Annotated in this window: 24 protein-coding genes and 1 pseudogene; 16 read left to right on the top strand and 9 right to left on the bottom strand. The window is 68.8% G+C overall.

The genetic code is table 11. The annotated features are described in order from the left end of the window. Window positions 1–87: 87 nt before the first annotated feature. Window positions 88–438, bottom strand: a complete 351-nt coding sequence (locus ACXIZN_RS36310; protein WP_457959389.1) for a hypothetical protein — start codon at window positions 436–438, stop codon at window positions 88–90. Window positions 439–689: 251 nt separating this feature from the next. Here ACXIZN_RS36310 and ACXIZN_RS36305 point away from each other — a divergent pair, with 251 nt between their 5' ends. Continuing rightward, the gene (locus tag ACXIZN_RS36305; protein ID WP_457959388.1) at window positions 690–1898 is read left to right on the top strand and encodes an ImmA/IrrE family metallo-endopeptidase; all 1209 of its coding nucleotides are present in this window, start codon (window positions 690–692) and stop codon (window positions 1896–1898) included. After that, on the top strand, window positions 1895–2359 hold the full coding sequence (locus ACXIZN_RS36300; RefSeq protein WP_457959387.1) for a DUF4411 family protein: 465 nt from the start codon (window positions 1895–1897) through the stop codon (window positions 2357–2359). Before ACXIZN_RS36305 ends, ACXIZN_RS36300 begins: the two co-directional genes overlap by 4 nt. A 133-nt stretch (window positions 2360–2492) precedes the next feature. Here ACXIZN_RS36300 and ACXIZN_RS36295 read toward each other — a convergent pair whose 3' ends face one another. Both ACXIZN_RS36295 and ACXIZN_RS36290 read right to left on the bottom strand, forming a co-directional pair. Next, window positions 2493–2717, bottom strand: a complete 225-nt coding sequence (locus ACXIZN_RS36295; RefSeq protein ID WP_457959386.1) for a DUF397 domain-containing protein — start codon at window positions 2715–2717, stop codon at window positions 2493–2495. A 5-nt stretch (window positions 2718–2722) separates the two neighbouring features. Further along, a pseudogene (locus tag ACXIZN_RS36290) lies at window positions 2723–3556 on the bottom strand (helix-turn-helix domain-containing protein). Window positions 3557–3902: 346 nt separating this feature from the next. Here ACXIZN_RS36290 and ACXIZN_RS36285 point away from each other — a divergent pair. The 10 genes from ACXIZN_RS36285 (at window position 3903) to ACXIZN_RS36240 (ending at window position 13202) form a co-directional block, all read left to right on the top strand. Continuing rightward, window positions 3903–4340 (top strand): hypothetical protein, encoded by a 438-nt coding sequence (locus ACXIZN_RS36285; RefSeq protein ID WP_457959385.1) that lies wholly within the window; start codon window positions 3903–3905, stop codon window positions 4338–4340. Beyond that, entirely contained in the window at window positions 4337–4891 is a 555-nt protein-coding gene (locus ACXIZN_RS36280; RefSeq protein ID WP_457959384.1) for a DUF4254 domain-containing protein, read from the top strand. The genes ACXIZN_RS36285 and ACXIZN_RS36280 overlap by 4 nt, the downstream gene beginning before the upstream one ends. Window positions 4892–4919: 28 nt before the next feature. After that, window positions 4920–5213: a hypothetical protein gene (locus tag ACXIZN_RS36275; RefSeq protein WP_457959383.1), complete on the top strand. Its 294-nt coding sequence runs from the start codon at window positions 4920–4922 to the stop codon at window positions 5211–5213. Further along, window positions 5206–5550: a hypothetical protein gene (locus ACXIZN_RS36270; protein WP_457959382.1), complete on the top strand. Its 345-nt coding sequence runs from the start codon at window positions 5206–5208 to the stop codon at window positions 5548–5550. The genes ACXIZN_RS36275 and ACXIZN_RS36270 overlap by 8 nt, the downstream gene beginning before the upstream one ends. A 135-nt stretch (window positions 5551–5685) precedes the next feature. Next, window positions 5686–5826 carry an albusnodin family lasso peptide gene (locus ACXIZN_RS36265; protein ID WP_457959381.1) on the top strand — a complete coding sequence of 47 codons (141 nt, stop codon included), beginning with the start codon at window positions 5686–5688 and terminating at the stop codon, window positions 5824–5826. A gap of 75 nt (window positions 5827–5901) precedes the next feature. Further along, window positions 5902–7722, top strand: coding sequence for an albusnodin/ikarugamycin family macrolactam cyclase (locus ACXIZN_RS36260; protein WP_457959380.1), 1821 nt, complete (start codon window positions 5902–5904; stop codon window positions 7720–7722). 508 nt (window positions 7723–8230) lie between these two features. Further along, the gene (locus ACXIZN_RS36255) at window positions 8231–8623 is read left to right on the top strand and encodes a lasso peptide biosynthesis B2 protein (RefSeq protein WP_457959379.1); all 393 of its coding nucleotides are present in this window, start codon (window positions 8231–8233) and stop codon (window positions 8621–8623) included. Next, the gene (locus tag ACXIZN_RS36250; protein ID WP_457960687.1) at window positions 8604–9209 is read left to right on the top strand and encodes a GNAT family N-acetyltransferase; all 606 of its coding nucleotides are present in this window, start codon (window positions 8604–8606) and stop codon (window positions 9207–9209) included. Before ACXIZN_RS36255 ends, ACXIZN_RS36250 begins: the two co-directional genes overlap by 20 nt. A 70-nt stretch (window positions 9210–9279) precedes the next feature. Further along, complete coding sequence (locus ACXIZN_RS36245) at window positions 9280–11316, top strand: hypothetical protein (RefSeq protein ID WP_457959378.1); 2037 nt, start codon at window positions 9280–9282, stop codon at window positions 11314–11316. Window positions 11317–11672: 356 nt separating this feature from the next. Continuing rightward, window positions 11673–13202, top strand: coding sequence for a hypothetical protein (locus ACXIZN_RS36240; RefSeq protein ID WP_457959377.1), 1530 nt, complete (start codon window positions 11673–11675; stop codon window positions 13200–13202). Window positions 13203–13228: 26 nt separating this feature from the next. On the opposite strand, the gene ACXIZN_RS36235 is transcribed toward ACXIZN_RS36240, so the two are convergent. The 6 genes from ACXIZN_RS36235 to ssd form a co-directional block, all read right to left on the bottom strand. Then, a complete protein-coding gene (locus ACXIZN_RS36235; RefSeq protein WP_457959376.1) occupies window positions 13229–14374 on the bottom strand; it encodes a helix-turn-helix domain-containing protein in 1146 nt (381 codons plus the stop codon). Further along, on the bottom strand, window positions 14352–14990 hold the full coding sequence (locus tag ACXIZN_RS36230; RefSeq protein WP_457959375.1) for a hypothetical protein: 639 nt from the start codon (window positions 14988–14990) through the stop codon (window positions 14352–14354). Before ACXIZN_RS36230 ends, ACXIZN_RS36235 begins: the two co-directional genes overlap by 23 nt. 419 nt (window positions 14991–15409) lie before the next feature. Further along, window positions 15410–15988: a type II secretion system F family protein gene (locus ACXIZN_RS36225; protein WP_457959374.1), complete on the bottom strand. Its 579-nt coding sequence runs from the start codon at window positions 15986–15988 to the stop codon at window positions 15410–15412. Further along, window positions 15982–16725: a type II secretion system F family protein gene (locus ACXIZN_RS36220; RefSeq protein ID WP_457959373.1), complete on the bottom strand. Its 744-nt coding sequence runs from the start codon at window positions 16723–16725 to the stop codon at window positions 15982–15984. Before ACXIZN_RS36220 ends, ACXIZN_RS36225 begins: the two co-directional genes overlap by 7 nt. Beyond that, window positions 16722–17864, bottom strand: a complete 1143-nt coding sequence (locus tag ACXIZN_RS36215) for a TadA family conjugal transfer-associated ATPase (protein ID WP_457959372.1) — start codon at window positions 17862–17864, stop codon at window positions 16722–16724. Before ACXIZN_RS36215 ends, ACXIZN_RS36220 begins: the two co-directional genes overlap by 4 nt. Further along, on the bottom strand, window positions 17861–18934 hold the full coding sequence (ssd, locus tag ACXIZN_RS36210; protein ID WP_457959371.1) for a septum site-determining protein Ssd: 1074 nt from the start codon (window positions 18932–18934) through the stop codon (window positions 17861–17863). The genes ACXIZN_RS36215 and ssd overlap by 4 nt, the downstream gene beginning before the upstream one ends. Window positions 18935–19678: 744 nt before the next feature. Between ssd and ACXIZN_RS36205 the strand changes: the two genes are divergently transcribed. From ACXIZN_RS36205 to ACXIZN_RS36190, 4 genes are all read left to right on the top strand, one after another. Beyond that, window positions 19679–20476 carry an HAD family hydrolase gene (locus ACXIZN_RS36205; protein WP_457959370.1) on the top strand — a complete coding sequence of 266 codons (798 nt, stop codon included), beginning with the start codon at window positions 19679–19681 and terminating at the stop codon, window positions 20474–20476. A 578-nt stretch (window positions 20477–21054) separates the two neighbouring features. Continuing rightward, window positions 21055–22860 (top strand): glycoside hydrolase family 3 protein, encoded by a 1806-nt coding sequence (locus tag ACXIZN_RS36200; RefSeq protein WP_457959369.1) that lies wholly within the window; start codon window positions 21055–21057, stop codon window positions 22858–22860. Next, window positions 22857–24125, top strand: coding sequence for an exo-beta-N-acetylmuramidase NamZ family protein (locus ACXIZN_RS36195; protein ID WP_457959368.1), 1269 nt, complete (start codon window positions 22857–22859; stop codon window positions 24123–24125). Before ACXIZN_RS36200 ends, ACXIZN_RS36195 begins: the two co-directional genes overlap by 4 nt. 11 nt (window positions 24126–24136) lie before the next feature. Further along, a complete protein-coding gene (locus ACXIZN_RS36190; RefSeq protein WP_457959367.1) occupies window positions 24137–25912 on the top strand; it encodes a serine hydrolase in 1776 nt (591 codons plus the stop codon). Window positions 25913–26004: the final 92 nt, after the last annotated feature.

Here is a 26004-nt window from a genome sequence, read left to right as displayed (position 1 = left end):
CGATGATCATGGATTGGGCTACAGGCGGAGTTCCGCCTTCCCGGGCGACGGCTGACCGTCGCCCGGGTACCTCGCGCAGTCCTGGGGCTAGGAAGTACTGATCAGGCCGAAGGCCTCGGCGACGGCGGCTTCGTGACCGATGGTGTCGTATGGGCGGAGCAGGATCCGCACGTTCTGGACGTCGACGGTGGTGTAACGGCTGGGGTCGGCGACGCCGTTATGGACGAACACCACGTCGCCGGAGCGCAGCAGGCGCGTGTGTTCGCCGTCAGCGGCCAGCGCAAGCAACTCGGCGACGACTTCCACGGCGTGCGGGCCGCGGTCCCAGCTCAAGGAGAACCCACCGGACGCGGTTTCCCAGAACCGGAAGTTCTTCGCTCCTTCGAGGATGCCCGGCGCGCCGGTATCGAACAGGGCAGACATCAGCCTGCCGAGCACTTCGAAATGGTGGACCGTGCCACGCGGTTCAAGAGTCACACCGGACACGATCACGGCCCCGCGTCGTCACGAGGTGTCAGGCGCGCCGCCACTCCGTCGACCGGTACCCGACAACCGCTCAACCAGGTGAAACGGCTACGGCTCACGGTTGCGAAAGCTGCTTGTGCAGCGCCGCGCCAGACGGGGAATCCTGTGGAAAACACCATCTGCTCGGCTATGGTCGTCACAGTCGGTGAAGGGAAGCGGTCGATATGCCCAGGACGCCCACGGCGCTCGTCAGTCCAGCGTTGCTGGTCTGGGCGCGGCGGTCGATCGGGCTGTCTGTCGACGTGGCTGCGGCCAAGGCTGGCGTCAGCGAGAAGAAGCTCGAGAGCTGGGAGTCCGGAGACTCCGAGCCGACCATCGCGCAGCTCAGGATCTTAGCCAAGCAGTACAAACGGCCGCTTGCCGTCTTCTTCCTGGACAGCCCGCCGCAAGGGTGGGACGTCATGCGCGACTTCCGTCGGGTCCCGGACCCCGAAGCTGGACAATGGTCGCCGGAGCTGCACGGTGAGTACCGGCGTGCGCTCGATCAACGTGATGCCGCCCTCGACATCGCCGATCGAACCCGCGAGGAACTGCCGACGAGCTGGCGTCTGCCTGAGCCGATTTCCCTTGATGACGAGGCGTTGGCCGCTGCTGCGCGCCGTCGGCTGCTCGAAACGGCGCCGATTCCGCTGCCGGGTCCCACGGCAGACGAGTACGCCCAGCTCGGCTTCTGGGTGACCGCGCTGGAGGAGGCCGGTGTGCTCGTCATGACCTCGGCCGGGGTCGAGCGCCGCGAGATGCGGGGCTTCTCGCTGTACTTCGATGTGCTTCCCGTGATCATGATGAACGGCAAGGACTTCCCCCGCGGTCGCCTGTTCTCCCTCCTGCACGAGTACGCCCACCTCCTACTGCACAGCAGCGGACTGTGCGACCAGGTCGTTGCCCAGCGGGCGGTAAGCGTGGACCGAAAGCTCGAAGCGAGGTGCAACGCGCTTGCCGCGGCCATCCTGATGCCGCGAGAACTGCTGCTCAGGGTGCCTCAGGTCGCCGGAGTTCGCCCCGGGCACGAGGGCTGGACCGACGCGACCCTGCGCGCGGTCGCACGCCCGTTCGGAGTGAGCAGCGAAGCAGCCCTGCGTCGCCTGCTGACGCTGGGCATGACGACGGACGGGTTCTACTCGGCGCGCCGCGAGTACTTCGTACGCAAGTACGAGGACGAGCTGGAGCAGCGCGATGCGAGGAACAAGGCGTCGGGCAGCGGCGACTACTACCGCACGCATGCCCGGGATCTCGGCAAGGGTTTCGTCCGGCTCGTCGTGGCCGCGTATCGCCAGTCAGCGATCGACACCTATACCGCTGCAAGCTATCTCGACGTCAAAGTGCGTGGTATCGACAAACTCGCAGACGCCGCAGCACTGCGAGGTGAGCTGTGAAGTCGTACTCCATCGACACGAATGTCCTGATCGAGTCGTGGCAGCGGTTGTACCGCCCCAGGACGTTCAGCACCTACTGGACCAACCTGGACTCGATGATCGCCTCAGGCTGCCTGCGGGCAAGCGAAGAGGTCAAGATCGAGATCGACAAGCGCGACGACGAGCTCAAGGTGTGGAGCAAGCAGCGACCAGACCTCTTCGTCGCCCACGAGCATGACGTTCAGCTCGCGGTGCGTGAGGCGTTGCTGCACTGCAAGAAGATGGCCGGCTCACACAAGGGACACAACGGGGCCGATCCGTGGGTCATCGCGCTGGCCAAAGCCCGGGGCATGACGGTCGTGACGCTGGAGAACAAGACCGGGAACCTGGAGAAGCCGAAGGTGCCCGACGTATGCGAAGTACTCGGTGTTCCCTGGCTGAACCTCTACGACTTCATCGAACAGCAAGACTGGAGCTTCTGACCGCTCGCCCGTTCGCCAGCATGGATTAGGACTCGGCGAGGGGCATGATCGGAGGGAGCGCGGCCGAGTTCAGCGCCGGGAATACCCCTGTTCAGCAACGGTGGTCAGGGGTATTCCCGCTCGCGGATTCGAGTTACAGCGTGTCGAACTCGCCGTCCTTCACGCTACGGATGAACGCGGCCCATTCGGTGGGGTCGAACGCGAGGATCGGGCTTGCGGCACCGAGTTTGGTGTCGCGGACCCCGATCACGCCGGGAACGGACCCGACCTCGACGCAGCCGCCGTTTTCCTTGCTGTAGGAGGCTTTGTGCCAGTTGGTCGCGGAAGCGAGGGCGGCAACGGCGTCCTCGTTGTTCATCGTGCTCACAGTTCCTTTGCTAGCTGACGGAACAGCGCCGGTGTCTTCTCCGGCTCGCTGGCCTTGACGCGGAGTTCGGCCAAGGCGTTGCGGTAGGCCCTGATCTTCTTCAACTCCTCGTAGTAGTAGGGCTCCACGTAGTAGTAGGGCTCCACCAGTGTCTCCACGTACACGCAGCCGGGGTAGTCCTCAAGTTCCGGTGGCGCGGACAGGATCGTGAAGGTTCCTTCGACACCAGTGTGCGCGCCGACCGACGTGGGCAGCACCTGCAATTTGATCCCGGGACGCGCGGCCAGGACGGCGAGGTGTTCCAACTGCTCGCGCATGACCTCTGCACCGCCGACGAGCCAGTCCAGCGCTGGTTGGGCGATCACCCGCCACACGAGCGGCCGGTCGCCTTCCTAGAAGACCATGCGCTGGCGGGCCATCCGCAGCTCAACGCGCCGGCCGACCTCGTCATCGGGCAGTTCGGCGTCGCTGCCGCGGATGATCGCCTCGGCGTAGGCGCGGGTCTGCAGCAGGCCGGGAACGACCTGGGCGTCCCAGCTCTCCAACTGGCTGGCGGAGGACTCCATGCCGAGGAACAGCCCGAAGTCCTCGGGAACCTCGTGCTGGTCGAAGCCGATGAACCAGTCCTTGCCCTTGCGGGCGCGCTCTCGCAGGCTCTGGAACTTCTCGTTCTGCTCAGCGACCCCGTAGAGCGCGAGCAGGCTCCTCAGCTCCAGTGGTTTCGGGAGTGACCGGCCGTTCTCGATGTGCGCGATCGCCGAGACACTGCCCTGGATCTCAGCGGCCGCGGACTCGCGGCTGATCCCGGCAGCTTCGCGCAGGCGTCGCATCGCGACGGCAAACCACCATCTCAGCGCGGTCGGGCTGTTCGTCGCCACGCACTGCTCCTCTTCTGCCTGGTAGCGCGTTCGCGGTCGTCGAATCTTCGCACGCGCGAGCACACCCGATCGGAGTATCTGTTTTGACGATCGTCAGATGTACCGTCGTCATCATGACCCACGTCACTCAGGTTGCGAACACGGTACCTGGGCGGCGCGCCCCCGTCTCGGGGTGGTGCTCCGGCGATCCCGCCGCCGTCGAGCGCCACCCCGGGGCCATCCGACCGGCAGCGGCCCCGGCGCTGACCCCCGACCAGTCCGGGGCCGCTGCCACCACCAGCGAAGGAGCACCCGCGCGATGACCACGACCCTGACCGTGCCCAGGACGCCCCTGTCCGGCCTCGCCACCGCCCTCGTCCGCGCGGCCCGCCGCACGGACCATCGCGTCGAGCTGATCGCCGAGCTGGCCACCGCCCCGCTCACGCCCGCGTGCTTCGTGCCCGGCATCGAGCACCAGGCCGCCGCCGAGATCTTGCGCACCGGCCTGCCGACCGTGGAACACCAGCGCCGCACGCTGCAGCGGCGCATCGACGAGCATCTGTTCCTCGATATCACCGCCAGGACGGGGGCACGAGTCCTGGCCTGCTGGGACGACCGCGCTCACCGCGTGCGGATGCACGTCGCCGCGATCGGCGAACCCGGCTTGTGGGACCGCATCGTCGCCCACTTCACCCGATGGGAGATGACCGGGCGGCCTGTTCCGGTCAGCCCAGTGCCAAACGGATCGGCCTCGTGACGCTCACGACCGCGGACCCGATGACCACCTCGGCGGGCATCGCGCCCGCTCCGCCGCGCGCGGCCGCTGTGGTCCGCGCTTTTATCACCGTCCCGCCCGGCGGCTACCAGCACCCCGTGCTGGAGGCCGCGGCCGCACTGGCCACCGAGCACCGGTCGCGCGCCGGCCTCCACCGGATCGTCAGCGATCCCCAGGCCGACGATCCGACAGTGGCCGCCGCCGCCCGGACGGCCCGGTCTCACGCCGCCGCCTGTGCGGTGCTGATCGACCGGATCGACAACTGGGCCGCCACCGAACTCGCCGAAGGCCGCGCGGGAGTGCTGCACACCGAGTCGCTCGGGCAGCTCATCGACCGGATGGTGACGGTCTGGATGCGCGGACAGCTCCTCGCCGACAACCACCTCGATGCGAGCGACCCACAGGTGCGGATCGCCTCGGCGCAGCTCGGCGAGCTGGGCCGCGCCTACGACGACCTGGTCACCGATCTCCGTCTCGGGCGGCGCCGCCTTCCGACGCTGCAGACACCGACCGGCCCCGCCGGGATGGCGTGAACTGGTGGAGGGGACAAATTTCCGGCCGATGGAAGGGCTGGTCGTGGCGGCGGACAGCCCGGCCGGACGCGCCGCCGAGGCCATCAACGACCTGACTCGGCATCTGCCGGAGCCCGGCGAGCCGAACGCCTGCCCGACGTGCGCGGGCCGGTTCTGGCCGTGCGAGTACTTCGATGACGCGGCCTACCGCGTGCACACCGCCCGGCTGCGGGTCGGCGACATCGTCCCGCTGGATCTGCACCCCCGCTTGTGGCCACCGACTGCTCCGCAAGACCCGCGGGCGTGGCCTTCCGATACCGATGAGGAGACCGATCGTGGATGAAGTCCTGAACTCCACTCTGCGGACAGCGGTCTACGGCCGCCTCGACTACCTCGACTTGATCGTCGGTGAGGCCGACAAAGAGTCCAAGTCGGCGCTGGCCGACACCGTCATCACCCAGATGACCGGTGCGTGGCGGGAACTGCTGGAGGCGCACGAACCCGACGAGCGCGGCCGCTGCCGCGCCTGCTCACCGTGGCGGCTACTCGGCCGGGCGGGATGCACGGTATGGCGGACCGCTCACCGCCACCTGATCACCGACGCCGCCGAACACCCCGCCGCGACCGGCAAAGCCACGGGACGGCACCACTTCCGGCCAGCGACGCCGACCTCGTCCTGACATACCGCAACCGCAGGCCGTTCCCGAACGGCCCCGCAGGTTCACCCCGGCGCGGCTATCAGCCGTCCAGCGGGGTGTGCAAGGAACAACTGAGTGCGGCGAAAGCCATGTGAGACAAGGGAAGGGAGGGCAGACATGGAGACCGTGAACGACCAGCCAGAGAGCGGTCAGACGACTGACGCGCCGGTGTTGCTGGTCAGCCTCGGTGAGGCGTCGGAGGTGACCTTGGGGCAGGGCAAGGGCAGCTCGGAGGACAAGCGACGGGCCTACAACTAGGCCACCGATCTGGTGCCCAGCCCGTCCTGGGGGCTGGGCACCGGATCACCACCACGGTCAGGGAAGGGGAAAGTCATGCGCTGGTTCGGAGGGTTCGCCACACCGGCGACGCCACCGCGCAGCCCGATCGGCGGCGCGCGGCTGTGGCCCACGATGCCCGGGTGCTGGACGGTCGGGACGTGGTCGGGGAACGAAGTGCACACCACCTGGTCCGGCACCCGGTTCGTCGCCGTGGTCGGCACCTGCGGCGTCACGGCCGCCGAACTGACCCGGCTGGGCACCGACGGGGTTCCCGATGACGTGGCCTGGCGCTGGCCGGGCAGCTACACGACCGTCGAGGTCACCCGCGCGGCCACCCGGATCTGGACCGACCTCGGCGGCGCCTGGCCGATCTACACCGCCTTCGCCGACGGCGGTGTCTATTGGGCCTCCAGCTCCCGCGCCCTCGCCGGGCTCACCGGCGCCGGACCGGATCTGGACCGGCTCGCCGGATGGCTGCTCGCCCCGTCGGTGCCGGTACTGCTGGCCGAGCGATCCGCGTTCGAGGACATCGCGCTCGTCCCGCCGGGACACCGGCTGACCATCGACGGCGACAACACCCGGGTCAACCGCGTGTGGTGGCCCCGACGCCAGCCAGGCTCGCCGCCCCGGCGGTTGCGCGACGAGCTGGCGGCGGCCGTGGCCGAACGTCTGGCCACCGCGACCATGCTGACCAGCGACCTGTCCGGCGGGTTCGACTCCACCGCTCTGGCGCTGCTAGCGGCCGAGCAGGCCGGACCCGGCCGGATCGTGACCGGGGTGACCGTGCACCCGGCCGGATGCAGCTCGGGCGGGGACCTGGACTACGCGCGGCTGGCCGCGCAGCGGCCCGGCCTCGCGCACCGCCTGATGCCCCTGACCGGCGAACACGCCCCCTACACCGCGCTGGACGAGGTCTCGGTGACCGACGAGCCCGCACCGTCCACGATCGCGCACGCCCGGTTCGCCGGGCAGCTCCGCTGGATCCGCGACACCCTCGGCACCGACTGCCACCTCACCGGCGACGGCGGCGACAGCCTGCTGTGCACGCCGCCGATCATGCTCGCCGACCTCGTCGCCACAGGCCACCACCGCCGGGCCGTCGCCGAAACCGTGAGGTGGGCACGGTTGCGACGGCTGCCCGCCTGGCCGTTGCTGACAGCGGCAGTCCGGACTGCCCGCACCAGCCGCGTCGACGCTCTGACAACCTTGGCGGTCGACCTGTGGACAGGCACCGCCCCGAACAGGCCGGATGGGCACATCGGCTGGTACACCACGGAAACCGTGCCCCCGTGGGCGAGCCCGGCGGCGCGGGGCCGCGCGGCCGCCCTCGCCCACGGCGCGGCGGCCCGGCTCGCCGACGTCCCGGGCGGCGCGTTCGCCACCACCGTCGCGGCCGAGAACATGGCCGAGGTCGGCCGGTCCGCCCGCGCCGACATCCAGCTCGCCGAACACGCCGGCGTGCTGCTGGCGAACCCGTTCACCGACTCCCGCGTGATCGACACCTACCTGTCCGTGCCACTGGACGCCCGGCCTGGCCCGGCCCACTACAAACCCGTGCTGGGCGCCGCGCTCGCCGACCTGTTCCCCGCGAAGCTCGCCGCGCGCACCACGAAAGGCGACTTCAATCCCGACCACTATGGCGGCATGCGCGCCAACCTGCCCGCGCTGCACGCCCTCGCCGACGGACAGCTCGCCGCGCTCGGGCTCGTCGACCCGGCCGCGCTGCGCCGCACGCTGACCATGACCGCCGCCGGACTGCCGGTCGCGTTCTCCACTGTCGAACCCGCGATCGCCGCCGAGGTCTGGCTACGCGCGCTCGCCGACGCACCCCGCGTGGCGTGGTCGGCCACCGGCACCCGAGCGGGCGCCGCATGAACCACCACTACCTCACCGCGACGGCGCATGTCCGGGCCGTCGACGTCGGCCCCGCCACAGTGATCGTGAACTACCGCGGCGGCCAGGCCGAAACCCTGATCGGCCCCGCAGCCCGATGGTGGGCCGAACTCGCCACCACCGGCGACACGGAGAAAACTGCCGCGCTGGACGCGGCATCAGCGCGGACACTGCGCGGGCAACTCCTCGCCGCCGGGCTGCTCGCCCCAACGGCACGACCCCAGCCGTGGCCCGCGCCAACAGCCGGACCGGCCTGGGTACCAAGCTGGGGCACCCACGAACTCGCCGCCGGACGACCCGAGCACGTCTCCGTCCCGCTCACCACGACGGTGATCGCCGGTATGGCACTGGCCATCGTGCTCGCCACGCTGGCCGCCGGTCCTCGCCGCCGGCGCCTGGCTCGGCTGACCCGGCTACTGAACCGGGTTTCCCGCCGANCGGACGACCCGAGCACGTCTCCGTCCCGCTCACCACGACGGTGATCGCCGGTATGGCACTGGCCATCGTGCTCGCCACGCTGGCCGCCGGTCCTCGCCGCCGGCGCCTGGCTCGGCTGACCCGGCTACTGAACCGGGTTTCCCGCCGAGCCAGGCGCCCGGCCACCATCGAACACGCGCGCCGCGCCGTTCACGCCGTCCGCCGGGCCGGGCTGCTCGCACCAGGCCGGGTCGCCTGCCTGGAGGAATCGGCGGCCGTGCTGGTGCTCCTGGCCGCGTCGCGCCAACGGGTGACGTGGTGCCACGGCGCGGCGGCCGATCCAGTGCGGCTGCACGCGTGGGTGGAGACTGACGACCGACAGCCGGTAGCCGAACAGCCGTCCACAGAGCGGTTCGCGGTGCTTCGCACTATCCCGGCCCGTGACGATGGAGGCGAGAGCGATTAGCGAGCAGACCGAACCGATCGTGTGGATCCGCGGCGAGCGGGCGGGGCTCGGCCCGTTCACCGAAGACCTCGTCGACCAGTACTGGCAGTGGGAGCAGGACCCCGGCACGCTCGTCGGCTACGGCCGCCAGACTCCCGACTCGCTCAACAACCGTCGCGAAGGCTTCCAGCACCAGGCCCGCGGCACCGACGACCAGCTCAGGTTCACCGTCTACGACATCACCACCACCCCCGCGACCCCGGTCGGCACGACCGCAGTGCTGATCGACCACCACGTCCGGAGCGGCGAGTTCGTTATCCAGCTCGGCCCCAGCCACCGCGGCAAGGGCCTGGGCACCGACGCCACCCGGCTCACGCTGGACTACGCCTTCCACATCACCGCGCTGCGCTGCGTCTACCTCGCGGTGCTCTCCCCGAACAAGAGCGCCATCGCCGCCTACGAACGCGCCGGGTTCCGAGTCATCGGCGAGAAGCGCAACTCCGGCTACTGGCTCGGCCAGCCCGCCAACGAGACGCTGATGGACGCCGTGCCCGAGGACTTCACCGGACCGTCCGCGGTGCGGAAGCTGATTGAGCCCACCTCCTGAACAGTCGGGTCCTAACTGCGGAGACTCAGTGCGCTGTAGCGGTCACCGCACGGTTTCCGACGATGTTGAGGTGACCGACACTGTGCCTTCTTCGCTTCCTGTCTTGAATGACCTATCCGCGCGTGAACAGGAACTCATCCAATCCGCGCGCAACGGCGTCGAACTGGTGTGCAGCAAGCTGGGCGGTCACACGCTTGCTATGAGCACGGCGACCGAGCACCATATTCGAGCTCGCGTGGTTCGTGACATGCTCTTGGGGCTGCACGGGCCACTCGATCCGCTCGGGATCCGCGCCAGGGGCGCGCGCATCCTTGGCCAGCTCGACCTGAGCTACGTCGACACAACAACGGGACTCGCACTGGTGGGCTGTAGCTTCGACGAGCCGATCACGGCACGTGGTGCTCACCTACCCAGGTTCGACTTGACATCAAGCCGCATCAACCCCCTGAACGCGCAGGGCCTGCGCGTGGACGGCGACCTGACGCTAACTAATGTGCAGCTCACTGGTGCTCAAGCGACAGTGTGCTTGTACGACGCGCACATCGGCGGAAAATTCGACTGCAACCGGCTACGCGCTGACTATTCTGACAGGCCTGTCTTGAACGCAAATCGCTTGCGCGTAGACGGCGACATGTCCATGCAGGACGCGCGGCTCAGCAGCAGCAGCGACAGCGGTGCCATTCGGCTGAACCGTGGGCATATTGGTAGTCGGCTCAGAGCAGAGCGGATGCACTGCGACAACTCCACCGGCCCCGCCCTGACCGCCGAAGACCTCCGGATAGACGGAGACCTGTTGCTGGATGATGCGCGGTTCACCGGCAGCGGCGAGCGGAGCGCCGTCCGGCTGCTCGGCGCGCACATTGGTGGTCAACTTGGAGCAGAGCGGATGCACTGCGACAACTCCACCGGCCCCGCCCTGACCGCCGATGGCCTCCGGGTAGACCTAGACGTGTTCTTGGATGATGCGCGGTTCACCGGCAGCGGAGCGCGTGGAGCTGTCCGGCTGCACAGTGCCCACATCGGCCGTGTTCTGAGCGCAAGGGGTATGCACAGCGAGAACTCGACCGGCCGTGCTCTACACGCCAGCAGGCTTCAAGTGGACGCCTATCTGGAGATGGATGAGACGCGGTTTACCGGCAGCGGCGAGCAGGCCGCCGTCTGGCTGCACGCCGCCCGCATAGGTGGCGAGCTCGGCGCAACGAGGATGCACGTTGTCAACTCCTCCGGCCCTGCGTTCTACGCCGACGACCTCCAAGTAGGCGGCAGTATGTGGCTGGAGGATTCGTGGCTCACCGGCAGCGCTCGGCACGGCGGGGTCTTGTTGCACTCAGCCCGTGTCGGCGGCCAACTCAGCTTCGTCGGGACGAGAATCTTCAGTGGTGCTGCGGAAGGTGTCGATCTCGAAGGCGCAAAGGTTGCTGGTGCGGTGATCCTGCCAGCTGAGCTGGTGTGTTTACAGCCATGGGGCCGTTCGTGCCCTTGTTCCCGCCGTATCAGCCTGGATGGTTTCACCTTCGATGCGCTGATATCTATCGACTGGCACGAGTGGCTGCACTTGATCCGTTTCCACACTGCCTCCTACTCGCCGTCGTCGTACCAGCAACTGGCCGCCATAGAACGCGCCGCCGGACATGACGGCAACGCCCGCCGCATTCTCATTGCCCAGCAACAGGACCTGCATCGTCTCGCGCCGGAGGGACTGGGTGGGTGGCTGCCCCGTAGTGTCCACCAGCTTTGGGGGATTTTGGCGGGCTACGGCTACCGCGCCCGCCGCACAGCGGCTGCCTTGCTGCTTGCTCTGGCGGCAGCTGTCGGACTGGGCCTGTGGGCGGGACACGTCGAGACCAGCCCCGGCTACGCCGCCGAACGCACAGTCGGATCCGGAACTCCAGGCCAGCAGTGCACTCCGGTTGAACTGATCGGCCTCGGCCTCGACCGAGGCCTCCCGTTCGCCCCAACCGGGCTACGCGCCCGCTGTGACCTGGACACCACCACAACTTCAGGCCAGGTCTTCACGGTCGCAGTGTGGATCGTGCAAGCCGCCGTCTGGGGCCTGGCCACCCTCGCTCTTGCTGGTTACACCGGCCTCATCCGCAAACCAGCCTGACAAACGGTCAGCAAGGCCGTCGGCATACCGGGCTCGCCCCTGCCGGTCCGGTCATGCGCACCATGCGCTCCCGTCTGCCGGAGCTTTGCGGTCAACGCGCCGGACCCAGTCATGGGATCGGCAAGAACGGCAACACGCCAGCCGCGCTCGGTGCTGGAGAAGCTGCCGGAGGTGTCCATTTGGGACGGGATGACGATCGGGGCAACCACCCGGGGCAAGGCAGTGACGGTGGCGTTCTGCTGGACGGCGTGGCTACAGGATGGACGCCTCAATCGGCACGGCACGGTGAGATCACGATCCTCGTCCTCTGCTAGGGAGTCGTTAACGAACTACCTGGTCGGAAGCGACTGGTTCTGGTGAGCAGCACGGACGAGGGAGACACCGCCATGAGCGAGGGCTTTGTCAGCGACGCCGGCCAGGCCATTGACGGGCAGGTCGTCCGTGCGGACCCACGCGCTCAAGTCGAAGCAGCAGGCAAGGACCTCGAGGCATTCGAGCACCTCATGCTCACCATGATCGAGCAGTGGGGACTGCCCACCGAGGACATCATCATCAACGTCCGGGAGCGGGAAAAACTGCTCCGGAACACGCCCGACGCTCTCGAAAGACTCGACGACACCCAGCGAGCGCGTGCCTCCTACGTCGCGAAGATGATCCTTGCCGCGTCAGTGGGGCTGTTCGATGCCGCGTTGAACTATCTCTGGAACGAGACGATCAACGAGCTGCGCGCCCGGGTTGCCTCGTTCGACGTCGCCTACTTCTTCGAGATCGCCGAAACCGATCCAGCCCGCCGCAACATGCTCCGCACCCCGGAGGATCTGGCCAAGATCGACGACGCGAAGCTGATGCAGGCGGCCAACCGGATCAAGTTGATCAGCGATGTCGGCTACCAGCAGCTCGACCACATCCGCTACATGCGCAACAACGCCAGCGCCGCACACCCGAACCAGGTCGCGCTCACCGGCCTGAAACTCGCGGAATGGCTGGAAACCTGCATTCGCGAGGTCATCACTCTTCCCCGCGACAACGTCGTCGCCGAGATCGGCAGGCTCCTGCACAACGTCAGGGCCCAGCGCCTGCCCGAGGCCGAGCTGACCAACGCTGCGGCTTTCTTCGACAACCTCCCACCCGACCAGGCCGACAACCTCGCCGCGGGCCTCTTCGGCATCTTCAACCCGCCTGACGCAACCCCGGACACACTGGACAACGTCCGCAACCTCTGGCCCGAACTCTGGCCCTACGTCGGCGAAGAGCAGCGCAACGAGTGCGGCATCAAGCTCGGGCGATTCCGCGCCAACGGCGACACCGACAGAGCCCAACGCGCCCGAGACCTGCTCGACCTCGTCGACGGAACCGCTTACCTGCCCGAGTCTGACCGCGAGGCCGAGTTCGCCCAAGCCCTCGATGACCTCACGAACGCCCACGAGGGCTGGAACAACTTCTACGAGGAACCATCGATCGCCCAGCGCCTGCTGAATCTCGTCGGCACGCACGGTCAGGTTCCCGCGCGGTTCAGCCCGACCTATGTTCGCCAGCTCGTCTACGTCTTCCTGACCAACGGCAACGGCACCGCCTGGAACGCCGATCCCATCTACAAGGAGCTGATCGGCAAGTTCGATGGCAGGCAGGCCGGGATTGCGCTCCGCGTCTTCACCGACAGCAAGATCGCCAGTCGGCTCCGGCGTGATCTTGGGCGCACCAAGTGGGCTGAGCTTCTCGACCTCATCGCACCGAAACTCACTGGACGCGCTGATCGGAGGTTGCTCGATGCCGTCCGCGCCTTCAATGGCACCCCCGACCAACTCAGGCTCGACAGCGGCATAAAGCAGCAGCTCGACGTCGGCGGTCCACGCACGAAGTCGATGAGACAAGACAGCCGACCTTGAGCGCGAACCTTGGTCGCAGCGGCCTCCTAGCCGCGGTTGGCCCGGCCGATCCGGCGGACCGCCACGATAGGTGACTCTGTCGTCGACTCGTCGCGGGTTTGCCGTGCTGCATCGACCGGCGTCGGAGCGATGGATCGCAGCATCGTCGGCGGGACGGCAAGCGACTCCGCCGCCGGCCGGTAGGGACGCGCCCCGAACTTCCTGCTCAGCAGTGTCCACAGCAGCAGCGGAGCTTCTCGCCCTACGTTCACCGGTTCCTGCTTGCGCCAGCCCTTCGAGGACAGCTGGACGAACAGCGACCGGCGGCGGGTTTCGCCGATGAGGTCGAGGCCGTAGGCGCGCTGGATCAGCGCCTGCATGGATACGCCCCAGGTCGCCTTCAGCCGCGCGTACTCCCGCAGTGTGGCGCGTTCGGAGATGTTCTCCTCAGCGCGTTCGCGCGGCATCAGCAGCGCACCGGCGAACCGGTCGGCTTCCCGCTCTGCGTTTGCGGCGCGGGGCCGGAAGGTGTGGAGCACGAGATGCCCGACTTCGTGCGCGAGGGTGAACCGTTCTCGGTCGCCTTGGCTGCCCGGGAAGTAGCCGATCAGTGCGGGCTCGCCGACACCGCCCCAGTAGGACACGCCGAAGTGGCCGCCCGCGACCGGCTGCTCGTCCGGGTCGTCGGTCAGCATGAACGGCGCCACCGCGACACCGGAGCGTTCCAAGGCCCTGGTCAAGTGCGGGATCGGCTTGTCCGGCGCGAGCCGCAGCGCTTCACGGGTCTGCGCGGCCAACTCGTCGATGTCCTCAGTGGACAGGTCCTCGGCGGTGGCGTAGGGCAGCGGCGGGGCCGGGTAGCCCTCGGCCGCGACCAGAGCCTCGTTGATGCGGTAGCTCTCGGCGTAGAAGGTGCGCACTCGGCGGGTCAGCACCTTGCTGGCCGAGGCCCGCTTGCGGAACCTGAGCGAGTCCAGCGGCACCGTCGTCGGCTGGACGGCGAAGAACCCGAAGGGTGTGTCGGTGGCCTCGGCGATCGCCCGCAGCCCGTCCTCGGTCGCGTCGCGAGCTGCGGTCTCCACCTGGGAGATCCAGGACTGCTTCACACCAGAGATGTTCTCCAGCTGCTCCTGGGTAAGGCCCAGCAGATCCCGCAGGGTCCGCAGTCGCTCACCCGGTGAAGCCGCCAGCATCGGAATCGCCCTCTTCTTCTTGGTCGTTGAGGGGCAAGTCCAGCCCCAGGTCTTCGTCTGTCGGTTCGAAGGACAGGTCAGCCAGCTCGTCTGAAGTCGCGGGCAACGGGAAGTCCAGGTCGGTCTTCTGGTGCTTGCCCCACTTCCACTCTCCGATCGTGCGCACTATCCGGAAGCTCGGTGCGGCGGTCTCCGGGTCGATGCGCCACAAGCCGAGCAGCTTGTCGCCCAGATCGCCGAACAACGGGATCATGCCAGTCAACGGAGGGTTGCAGTAGAAGGCCCTCCGGGCGAGATTCGACCCGGGTGGGGGAACTATGCCGCCGTTCGGGCTGTGCAGCATCCGGACACCGTAGTGGTCGTCTGTCAGCCACAGCTCGCCATTGCGCGCGTGGTTGCCGCTCAGCTTCCAGTCGCCGAGCTCGCCAGCGAGCTGCCGAAGACGGTGGTGCGCGAAGGCGCGGACCGTGTGCGTCCCGTACCAGACGTACTCCGGACCGTCGAGGTCTGCGAGCAGCACCTGGCGGCGCTGTTCGGCGAAGGTGAAGGCGTCGTGCAGCGGCTCGCAGAGGGCGAGCATGGCGGACCTGATCCGCTCAACATGGTCTTGAACCATGGGCGTGATAATATCACGCCGAAAGTTAAACACCGCAGGTAGCGACCGCCCTGTGGCGCGACGTCATCCAACCGGACGACGTCCTGTCTCGCGCGGTCGCTGAGTGGAGCAGGCGTTGCTGGAAGGTAAGATCAAGAAGACGCGTTGGCGAGAAGAAACGAGACACGCAACGATGAGCAGCCGGGTCTCCGCAGGGCGGCAGCCAGCCGCCGGAACGGGACACGAACACATCTAGACACGGCGAGTGCAGCGACAAAGATCGTCGCCATGCCGTCGTCTTCGCGGAAGGTGGGGAGCTTGTTCAAGGGATTCGCCTTTCAGTGATTGTTCGCAGGTGAACCCGCGATCGACGTCGGCCGGGCGGGTTCACGTCTTTGATCGCTTCTCGCGCTATTTCTTCAGCGCCGCTCTCCGGCGGATCAGAGGACGCCGCCGAGCCGCCCGGCGAGGCCGAGCACGACGGGCAGGACACCGAGACAGAGGAACGCGGGGAGGAAACACAGGCCGATCGGTGCCGCCAGCAGCACTCCCGCCCGTTCCGCGCGTTCCTCGGCCTCGGCGGAGAGCGACTCGCGCAGCCTTCGCGCGAGGTCCTTCGCGTGCGTGGCGAGCGCGGTGCCCGCCCGCGCCGTCCGGACGGCGGCGACGGCCAGTTCGGTCAGGCCGGGCCGGTCGCGGACCGGCGCCCAGGCCTCCGCCGGCCCGATGCAGACGGCGAGATGCGACGCCACCGAACGCAGAGCCGCCGCGGTCTTCGGTGAGGCTGTCGGCACGACGGCCTCGAGCGCGATGGGCACCGGCAGCCCGCCCGCCAGGCAAGCGGCCAGCAGGTCGAGGGTGGCCGCGGACCGGACGAGTTCGAAGACGCCGTTATCCCGGGGCGACCGCGCCCGAAGCCGGATGAGAAGCCGGCCTGGCCGCGCTACGCCTCCGGCCGCGACGCGCGGCCAACAGAAGACGGCACCGCCCAGCAGCATCAACGCCGCGCCGGTCAGCACGACGCCACCCGCCCGGTGAGGGCCCGGCACCAAGCCGTGCCCGCCCAGATCAGCGCGCTACCTATGACAAGCAGCAACTGGCCAGCGCCCGTCCCCGTGAGGACCTGGACCGGCCCCGCCCCCATCGCCTCGCCGAGCGGCAAGCACACCAGCGGGAGAGCCGCGAGTACGGCGGCACTCGCCCGGGGACCGGCCATCTTGGCTTTGAGACGGCGGCGGAAGGCGATCCCCGCCTCCGCGTCCCGTCTCGCGGCGTCGAGCACGTCGGCCATCGGCAGCCCGAACCGGTTCGCGAGCGTCCACGCGTTCACCAAAGCCGGTGGCGCGTCCGGATCAGCCGCGGTCTCACCACCGAGCCGGGCGGCCGCGATGAGCCCGCGCAGCCGCTCGGACGCCCCGGGGATCGCCTCCGCGGTGGCTTCGGCCGCCGTCACCGGATGGGCGCCCGCGCGGAGTTCACCGATCATCGTCCGCAGGACGGACGCGGTGAGCTCGGCTTCGGCCAGCGCCGCGTTCGCCCGCGCTCGCGACCGGACCTCCTGGCGGATGGTCACGGTGAGCATGAGTACCGCGACGGCCCAGCCGATCCCGAGGAACGGCAGGACAAGCAGCGCCGGCAGAGGCCACCAACCCGTCCGAAGCGCCCGTGGCGGACGCCAAGCGATCGGCGCGCGCGCCATACGCTTCGGCCAGCAGGCCAGGCTCGCGCCACAGGAGAGCAGGAACCACGGGTTCATGCCGCCAACTCCTCGAACGGAGTCTCGTCGCCGATCCAGGTGCCTTTGCTCCAGACCGGAACGACTTTGGCCTCGCCTCGATAGGACCGGAGGACACCGACCTCGTCCAGCCGCCGGATCCCGCTCGGCAGCCGGACCATGTGCAGGACCACCCGGACCGCCGCCGTCAGCTGGCTGTGCAACGCGTCCCGTTTCAGCCCGCCGAGCGCGGCCAGCGCCTCCATCCGTGCGGGGACCTCCTCCGAGGAATTGGCGTGCACGGTGCAGCCGCCACCCTCGTGCCCGGTGTTCATCGCGTTCAGCAACGCGATCACCTCCCCGCCGCGAACCTCTCCGACGACCAGGCGGTCCGGACGCATTCGCAGCGCCTGACGCACCAGTTCGCTCAGCCCGATCTCGCCCGCGCCCTCGACGTTGGCCGGGCGGGTGAGCAGGCTGACGAACTGCGGATGGTCCGGTTGCAGTTCTCCGGCGTCCTCGACGCAGACGATGCGTTCGGACGGCGGGACGGCGCCGAGCAACGCGGCGAGCAAGGTCGTCTTGCCCGTCCCGGTCCCGCCGGAGATCACGAACGCGAACCGTCGCCGGATGACCGAGCCGAGCAGGTCCGCGCCGCTGGTGCCGAACACCCCGCGCAACCGGAGTTCGGCGAGATCATGGGTGGCGGGCCGGAGGACGCGGAGCGAGAGGGAGGTCCCGGCGGGCGCGAGCGGCGGGAGTACCGCGTGCATCCGGACCCGGCCTTGCGGCCCCACTCCGGGCAGCCAGCAGTCGGCGAACGGTTGCGCGTCGTCCAGCCGCCGCCCGCCGGCGAGGGCGAGCCGCTGGGCCAGCCTGCGGACCGCTTCCTCGTCGGCGAAACGGATGTCCGTCGCCTTGGGACCCTTACCGGTGTCCATCCAGACCTCGTCGGGAGCGGTGACGAGAATGTCGGTGACGCCGGGCTCTTCGAGAAGCGGCGCGAGGGGGCCGGCGCCGACGAACTCGTCACGGGCCAGCCGGACCGCTCCGAGGACGGCGTCCTGACCGAGCGCGCCGCCCGCTTCGGCGCGGACAGCCCGCGCGACGCTCACCGGATCCGCCGGGGCGGCCGATCCGGCCAGCCGCCGCCGGACCCGCTCGACCAGGTCTTCGGTCATCTCGAAGCACCGGCCAGGTTTCCGCGCGCCGCCGCGAGGACTTCGGTCGCGGCCGTCGCCAGATGCCCGCGATGTCTCGGGACGAATTCGCCCCGGTCGAGGGCGACCGAGAGGGACCGCTCGCGGCCCATCGACGTGATGAGCGGGACGCCGACGGCGTCGGCGATCTCCTGTGGGGTCAGCCCGGCGGGCGACGGCCCGCGGACCGCGACACCGATCCTCGTCGCGTGGGGTTCGAGCCTGACGAGGACCTGTTTCGCGGCGGCACAGGCACGGAGTTCCGCGGGGACGACGACCACGACGAGATCGGCCAGCCCGATCACGGCGGACGTTTCGGGGCCGAAATACCTCGGCAGATCGCAGACGACGGTCCGCCCCGCGCGCCGTCCGGCGTTCAGCACGCCCTCGATCGCCTCGGGCCCGGGGCCGCGTCCTTCCCGTCCATAGGACACAAAGGACAGTGAGCCGGTCGAGTACTTCTTTCGCGGCAGGGCTTCGCTCAACGCGGCCATGGACACCCTGCCGCCGAGGTCGAGCTCCGGCCACCGGGGCCCGCGGTCACGTTCGGCGGCGAGGAGTACGTCGACGCCGCCGCCGAGCGGGTCGCAGTCGACCAGCAGCCCGCCGATGCCGGACTTCTCCGCTTGGTACGCGACGGCGGCCGCCAGCACGGAAGCCCCGGCACCGCCACGCCCGCCGATGATCCCGATGACGACGCCGTCGTCACGTGCCGGCCCGTCGACGACGTCGGCGAATTCGCCGATGAGGTCGGCTTCCTCGTCCGGGAGTGAAAGGACCTTCTCCGAACCGGTGTTGAAGGCACGCTCCCACGTCACCGGTGTCGGCGCGCCCTTGCAGATCAGCACGACCTTGTTCCGCCGCAGCAGGCGGTTCGGCGCGCTCGCGGCTTCCTCGTCGAGGACCACGAGCGGCGCGCGAGCCCATCTTCCACGCGCCGCGTCCAGATCGGGTGCGCGTTCGACCTCGCAGCCCGCGGCGGCGGCCACGCGCAGGATCTCGTCGAGCAGGATGTCGTCGCCGGCGACGACGAGCGGATGTTCCACGGTCATGACTCCCCCAGTGATTCGGTCGGACTCGGGTGATGACTCCACGGTCGCGCCGGCCGCCCGCCGCGCACAACGCCATTCCGCCCCGCCTGTGGACAACCGGGGTGTTGTGGACAACTCCGCCGCGGGAAACCGGTTTCCCGCGGTTTTGTCGGTCCCTTCCCACTACGAACCCACGACTCTGTTCGCAGCCGGAAACGACCACGAAAACGCTTGAGAGAAAAGAAGGTTAACGAACTCCGGCCGGTTTCAGCGTTGCCGGGGCGGGGTTTCCTCGGCCGTCGAGGTCTGAACCACTGACACCGCAAGGAATCGAGGAGGCGGCCCTCGCCAGGGGGGAGGGACGAGGGCCGCCTGGGGTTCAGCCCCGGGGGGTCGGACTGAACCTGGGCCCGGTGCAACACCGGGCAATCTCACTGTAACTCCGACNGGCGGGGTTTCCTCGGCCGTCGAGGTCTGAACCACTGACACCGCAAGGAATCGAGGAGGCGGCCCTCGCCAGGGGGGAGGGACGAGGGCCGCCTGGGGTTCAGCCCCGGGGGGTCGGACTGAACCTGGGCCCGGTGCAACACCGGGCAATCTCACTGTAACTCCGACACCGGCCCGTTGCGGGCGGCCTCCGCACCCACAATTCGATAACGGCACGACGCGCCGGACCGAGTGGGCGGTCGTGAATTTTCCACCGCGCCGGACCGATCGTGGTCGACCAACGGGCGCTCGCCGGTCCGGCTCTCCTATCCTTGGCGAGTGGACCGACCCAGCACGACGCCAAACCAGGTCGCGGCGTTCTTCGATCTCGACAAGACGATCATCGCGTCATCGAGCGCGTTGGCCTTCAGCAAGCCGCTTTTGCGCGAAGGCCTCATCAACCGCCGAGCCGCGCTTCGCAGCGCGTACGCCCAACTCGTCTTCTCCCTCGCGGGCGCGGACGCGGCGAAGACCGAGCGGATGCGGGCCGAGGTTTCCGCGCTGTGCACCGGATGGGACGTCGCGCAGGTGTCCGCGATCGTCCGCGAAACGCTGCACGACGTCGTCGACCCGCTCGTCTACGCGGAAGCGGCGGAACTGATCTCCTCGCATCGCGCGGAGGGGCACGACGTCGTGGTGCTGTCGGCGACCGGCGAGGAAGTCGTCGCGCCGGTCGCCGAAATGCTCGGCGCGACGCGCAGCGTGGCCACGCGGATGCAGATTGTGGACGGTCGCTACTCGGGCGAGGTCGATTTCTACTGCTACGGCGAGAACAAGGCCGTCGCCGCGAAACAACTCGCGGCGACCTACGGCTACGACCTCACCCAGTGCCACGCGTACACCGATTCGAGCACCGACATCCCGCTCCTCGAAGTCGTCGGCCGGCCGCACGCGGTCAACCCCGACCGCGTCCTGCGCAAGCACGCGACCGAACAGGGCTGGGAGATCCTCGCCTTCGAACACCCGATGTCGCTGCGGACCCGGATCCCGGCGCGGTCGGCCGGGCTGGTCGCGCTCGGCGCCGTCGCCGCGGGGGCCACCTGGTACGGCTACAACCGGCGCAAACGCACCCGCTGAGCGCACACTCACACGGCGGTACCGGGCCGGTTTTCGCAGTCAGGGCCGCGAATTGTCCGTCGCGGAGGGTGCCCGTGTCACTAGATCGAGCCTCTGTACCGGTGCACCCGTCTGCGCACTTGAAGTGACCCGGCTCACGGCGTAGAAAGTAGGTGCGGACGTTCGGTCGGCCAGGGAACAGGTAGAAGAGAAGCCTGTTCCACCCCGGCGAATCTCCGTGTGCGGACACCGGGTACCCACGCGCAGCGCGCCGCGGGAGGCTCGTCGTCTAGGGACTGCGTACCGGGACGCCGGACGCCGAGTCCATGAAGGTACGACCAGAGTTGCACGCTTGGTCGCCCGAGTGGTCCGCACCGACTGGCGGGGGGCCCCCGGGCTTGTGGCCGCGGGGCCCCGCCAGTGTTTTGCCCCCGATTTCAAGCGTGACAGGCCCCTTCGCGTCCCTTTGTGTATGAACGGACCGTTCGTGCGGGTGGCCGATGGACAAGCAAAGTGCTCGTGGGTAGCTTCCGGATATCAGTGCTTCCAGGTGGACTTCTTTCCATCTGAGAGTCAGGCACGAATCTGGGAGGCTTGAGGTGACGACCCGAACCGCGCACGCCCGTCATCGGAGGATCCATGCGCTCGCCCTGCCCTTCGCGGGCCTGCTCACGCTGGGTGTCGCGGCGGTTCCGGCGACCGCGCAGCCGGTGACGGCGGACGTCGAGGCGCAGCGGACGCTGCGCGGGCTGACCCTGGAGCAGAAGGTCGGGCAGCTGTTCGTCACGTGGGTGAACGGGAAGTCCGCCGACGAGGTCAACGCCAAGAACAAGGCCGACTTCGGCGTCGACACCCCCGCGCAGGTGATCGAGAAGTACCACCTGGGCGGCGTCATCTACTTCAACAACGACAGCCGCGACAACTTCGACGACCCGGTGCAGGTCGCCAAGCTGTCCAACGGGCTCCAGCGGGCCGCGCTCCGCAGCGGCGCCCGCATCCCGTTGCAGATCGCCACCGACCAGGAAGGCGGCACGGTCACCCGGATGGGTGCCCCCGCGACCGAGCTGCCGAACGCGATGGCGATCTCGGCCGGCCGTGACACCAAGGCCGCGCAGGAGGCCGCCCGCATCCTCGGGCACGAACTGCGCGCCGTCGGCATCAACCAGGACTTCGCCCCCGACGCCGACGTGAACTCCAACCCGGCCAACCCGGTGATCGGCGTCCGGTCGTTCTCCGGCCGCCCGGAGCTGGCGAGCCAGTTCGTCGAGGCACAGGTCAGGGGCTTCCAGAACTCCGGACGGCGCTCCGAGACGGTGTCCGCCGCCGCGAAGCACTTCCCCGGCCACGGCGACGCGGCCACCGACAGCCACCACGAGCTGCCAAGGATCGACCGCAGCGAGGAAAGCTGGCGCGCGACCGACGTGCCGCCGTTCAAGGCCGCCATCAAGGCGGGCATCGACTCGATCATGAGCGCGCACATCCAGTTCCCCAGCCTCGACCCGTCGGGGGAGCCCGCCACGCTGTCGAAGCCGATCCTCACCGGCAAGCTGCGCGAGGAGCTCGGGTACCGCGGCGTCGTCGTCACCGACTCCCTGTCGATGGACGCCGTGCGCGAGATGCACACCGACGCGGAGATCCCGGTGCTCGCGCTCAAGGCGGGTATCGACCAGCTGCTCATGCCGGTGAACCTCGAACTCGCGATCAACTCGGTGCTCGACGCCGTCCGCAAGGGTGAACTGACCGAGCAGCGCATCGACGAGAGCGTCCTGCGCGTGCTCAAGCTCAAGCTGAACCGCGGCATCCTGACCTCGCCGTTCGTCGACCCGGCCAAGGTGATGACGAAGGTCGGCACCCCGGCCAACCTCGCGACCGCGCAGGGCATCGCCGACCGGTCGGTCACCGCCATCCGCAACGACGGCGGCGTCCTTCCGCTCAAGCAGCAGCCCGCGAAGACGCTGGTGACCGGCTGGGGCGTGAGCACGACGGCGTCCCTGGCGGCGAAGCTCACCGCGCACGGCACGCAGGCGACCGCGTTGCAGACCGGGCAGACGCCGACCGACGCGCAGATCTCGCAGGCCGTCACGGCGGCGAAGAACGTCGACCTCGTCGTCGTGCTGACCAACAACGTCGGCACGTATCCGTTACAGGGCAAGCTGTTGCAGGCGCTGGCCGACACCGGGAAACCCGTCGTCGCGGTCGCCGCCCAGATCCCGTACGACGCCGGTTACGAGAACCCGATCAAGACGTGGCTCGCCACGTACGGCTACATCTCGCCTTCGCTCGAGGCGCTGGCGAAGGTGATCCTCGGGAAGGTGACGCCGCAGGGCAAGCTGCCGGTGGACGTTCCCGCGGGCAAGGACGTCGGCACGGTGAAGTACCCCTTCGGCCACGGGCTGACCTGGTGAACCTCAACCGCCGCCACTTCCTCGCCACCGGCGCCCTCGCGGTCCCCGCGCTGACGGCCGGGTCCTCGGTCGCGGGGGCCCAGCCGGAAAGCGAGAGCAAAGGTCCCTCGCTCACCCGCACCGGAGCGGACGTGCTCGCCGCCCGTGGCTGGGCGCCGCTGTCCGGCCGCAAGCTCGGCGTGCTGTCGAATCCGACAGGTGTGCTGGCGAGCGGCGACCACATCGTCGACTCGATGGTCGCCGCCGGCGTCCGGTCGCTCGCCGCGTTCGGGCCGGAGCACGGTTTCCGCGGCAGCGCGCAAGCGGGCGGCTCCGAGGGCGACTACACCGATCCACGCACCGGCGTGCCCGTCTACGACGCGTACGGCGCCGACGCGACGAAGCTCGCCGGGATGTACACGAAGGCGGGCGTCGACACCGTCGTCTTCGACATCGCGGACGTCGGCGCGCGGTTCTACACCTACATCTGGTCGCTGTACACGGCGATGGTCGCGGCGGCGAAGGCCGGTGCGGCGGTCGTCGTGCTGGACCGGCCGAATCCGTTGGGCGGCAAGGCAGCCGGGCCGATGCTGAACCCGGCGTTCGCCTCGGGGGTCGGCCGGAAGCCGATCGTGCAGCAGCACGGCATGACCGTCGGCGAACTCGCGCGATTCTTCGCCGCCGAGTTCCTGCCCGCCGAGGGCGTCACGCCGGGCAAGCTCGAAATCGTCGAAGTGCGGGACTGGCGACGTGACCAGCTCTTCGAGCGCACCGGGCTGACGTGGGTCCCGCCGAGTCCGAACATGCCGACGCCGGACACCGCGCTCGTCTATCCCGGCACCGGGATGTTCGAGGGCACCGTGTTCTCCGAAGGCCGGGGTACCACCCGGCCGTTCGAGATCATCGGCGCGCCGGGCCTCGACTGGCGCTGGCGCGAGAAGCTCGGCGAGCTACGGCTGCCCGGGGTGAAGTTCCGCGAGGCGTACTTCGTGCCGACGTTCGGCAAGTTCGTCAATGAGCCCTGCGGCGGCGTGCAGGTGACTGTCACGGACCCGCGGTCGTTCGACGCCATCCGCACCGCGGTCACCATGTTCGTCACCGCGAAGCAGGTGCACCCGGACAAGTTCAAGTGGCGGCCCGACAACTTCCTCGACAAGCTGTCCGGCTCCGACAGGTTGCGCACGATGATCGACAAGGGCGCCGGAGTGGACGAGATCGTCGGGTCCTGGCAGGCCGAACTGGCCGAGTTCGACCGGAAACGCCGTCGCCATCTCATCTACCGCTGAGAGGAACGACCTTGCGTGTTAGGAAGATCCTGATCGCGGCCGTCTCCGTCCTGGTCGCGGCGACCACGCTGTCGACGGCGGGAGCACAGGCGATTCCGGGGAGCGAACAACAGCGAGACCGCGCGGCGGGCCGGTTCGACAAGCCGCGCGAAGGCTTCGCGCCCGCGTCCACCGTCCTGCGTGACGGCGCGCCGTCAGACGTCGGTCTCGACCCGGCGCCGATCAAGGCGGCCGAGCAGTTCATCGAGAGCTGGACCAAGCCGGACGCCACCGGCCATCCGCATTTCTCCGGAGCGGTCGGTCTCCTCTCCCATGACGGCGTGGTCGTCGAGCGCCAGGCCGTCGGTGGCGCTGTCCGCTACGCCGACGCGAAGGGCACCGAACTGCCGCCCGAGCAGCAGGTGCCGATGCGCGCGGACACGATCTTCGACATGGCCTCGATCTCGAAGCTGTTCACCTCCGTCGCGGTGATGCAGCTGGCCGAGGCGGGCAAGCTGGACATCTCGGCGCCGGTGGTGCGGTATCTGCCGGAGTTCGGGGTGAACGGCAAGGAGGCCGTCACCGTCCAGCAGCTCCTCACGCACGTCTCGGGCTTCGCCGCGACACCGCTCCCGTCGCTGTGGGAGGGCTACCCGGACATCCCCTCGCGCCGGAAGGCCGTCCTCGACAGCCCGCTGAAGAACGTGCCGGGCAGCACGTACCTCTACTCCGACATCAACCTGCTGACGCTCGGTTTCCTGGTCGAGAAGGTGGCCGGAGCGCCGCTGGACAAGGTGGTCCAGGACCGCATCTCCGCCCCGCTGGGCCTGGTGGACACCGGGTACAACCCGCCCGCGTCGAAACTCGCCAGGGTCGCGGCGACCGAGTACGCCGCGAAGCCGCCGCGGGGGCTCGTACGCGGCGAGGTCCACGACGAGAACGCCTGGTCGCTGGGCGGCGTCGCCGGGCACGCGGGCGTGTTCTCCACCGCCGCCGACATGGCGGTGCTGGCGCAGACGATCCTCAACGGCGGCGCGTACCGAGGCCAGCGGATCCTGCGCGAGGAAACCGTGCGGGCGATGCTGACGAACTACAACCACAAGTTCCCCGACAACGCGCACGGCCTCGGCTTCGAGCTGGACCAGCCCTGGTACATGGGCGCGCTGTCGGCGCCCTCGACGGCCGGGCACACCGGGTTCACCGGGACCTCGCTGGTGATCGACCCGCTGTCGCGGTCGTTCGCGATCCTGCTGACCAACCGGGTGCACCCGACACGGAACTGGGGCTCGATCAACATCGCCAGGGAGACATGGGCGAGCTCGCTCGTCAAGGCGATGGCGGTCCGCCCGGCGCACGGCCGCGACGCGTGGTTCAGCGGCGCCGGAGACGTCTCCACGGCCACGCTCACGACTCCGGTGTTACAGACGCGCGGCGGGCCACTGAAGGTCTCCTTCGACACCTTCGTGGACACCGAAGGCCCGTCGGACTCGCTGTTCCTGGAAATAAGTACCGACGGTGGAGCGACCTGGAAAACGATTACTGTGCGTGCAAACGGACCAGGCGCTCCCGCCGGGGACCAAACCGGTCTCGGCGGGCACGGCCATCGGGCTTGGTGGCGGGCGGCGGCAGAGGTGTCACAAAGCTCACAAATCACCCTCCGCTGGCGTTACACGACCGATGCCCGTTACACCGGAAGAGGAATTTACTTGGACGGTGTGAAAGTCACTGAACGCGGCCGCACACTGCTGGACAGTGAGCATAATCCCCCTACTTTCGTCGCTACCGGGTGGAAGTTGAGCACTAGGTAACCGGCCAGCTCCGATCCGCTGACCGGACCACCCCGCTGACCGGGACACAGCCCCTTGCATCGCGACACTAAGTTGCCAAGTCGTTAGCTCGA

Source organism: Amycolatopsis sp. TRM77291, assembly GCF_054166285.1.
This window is presented reverse-complemented; position numbering and strand designations above follow the sequence as displayed.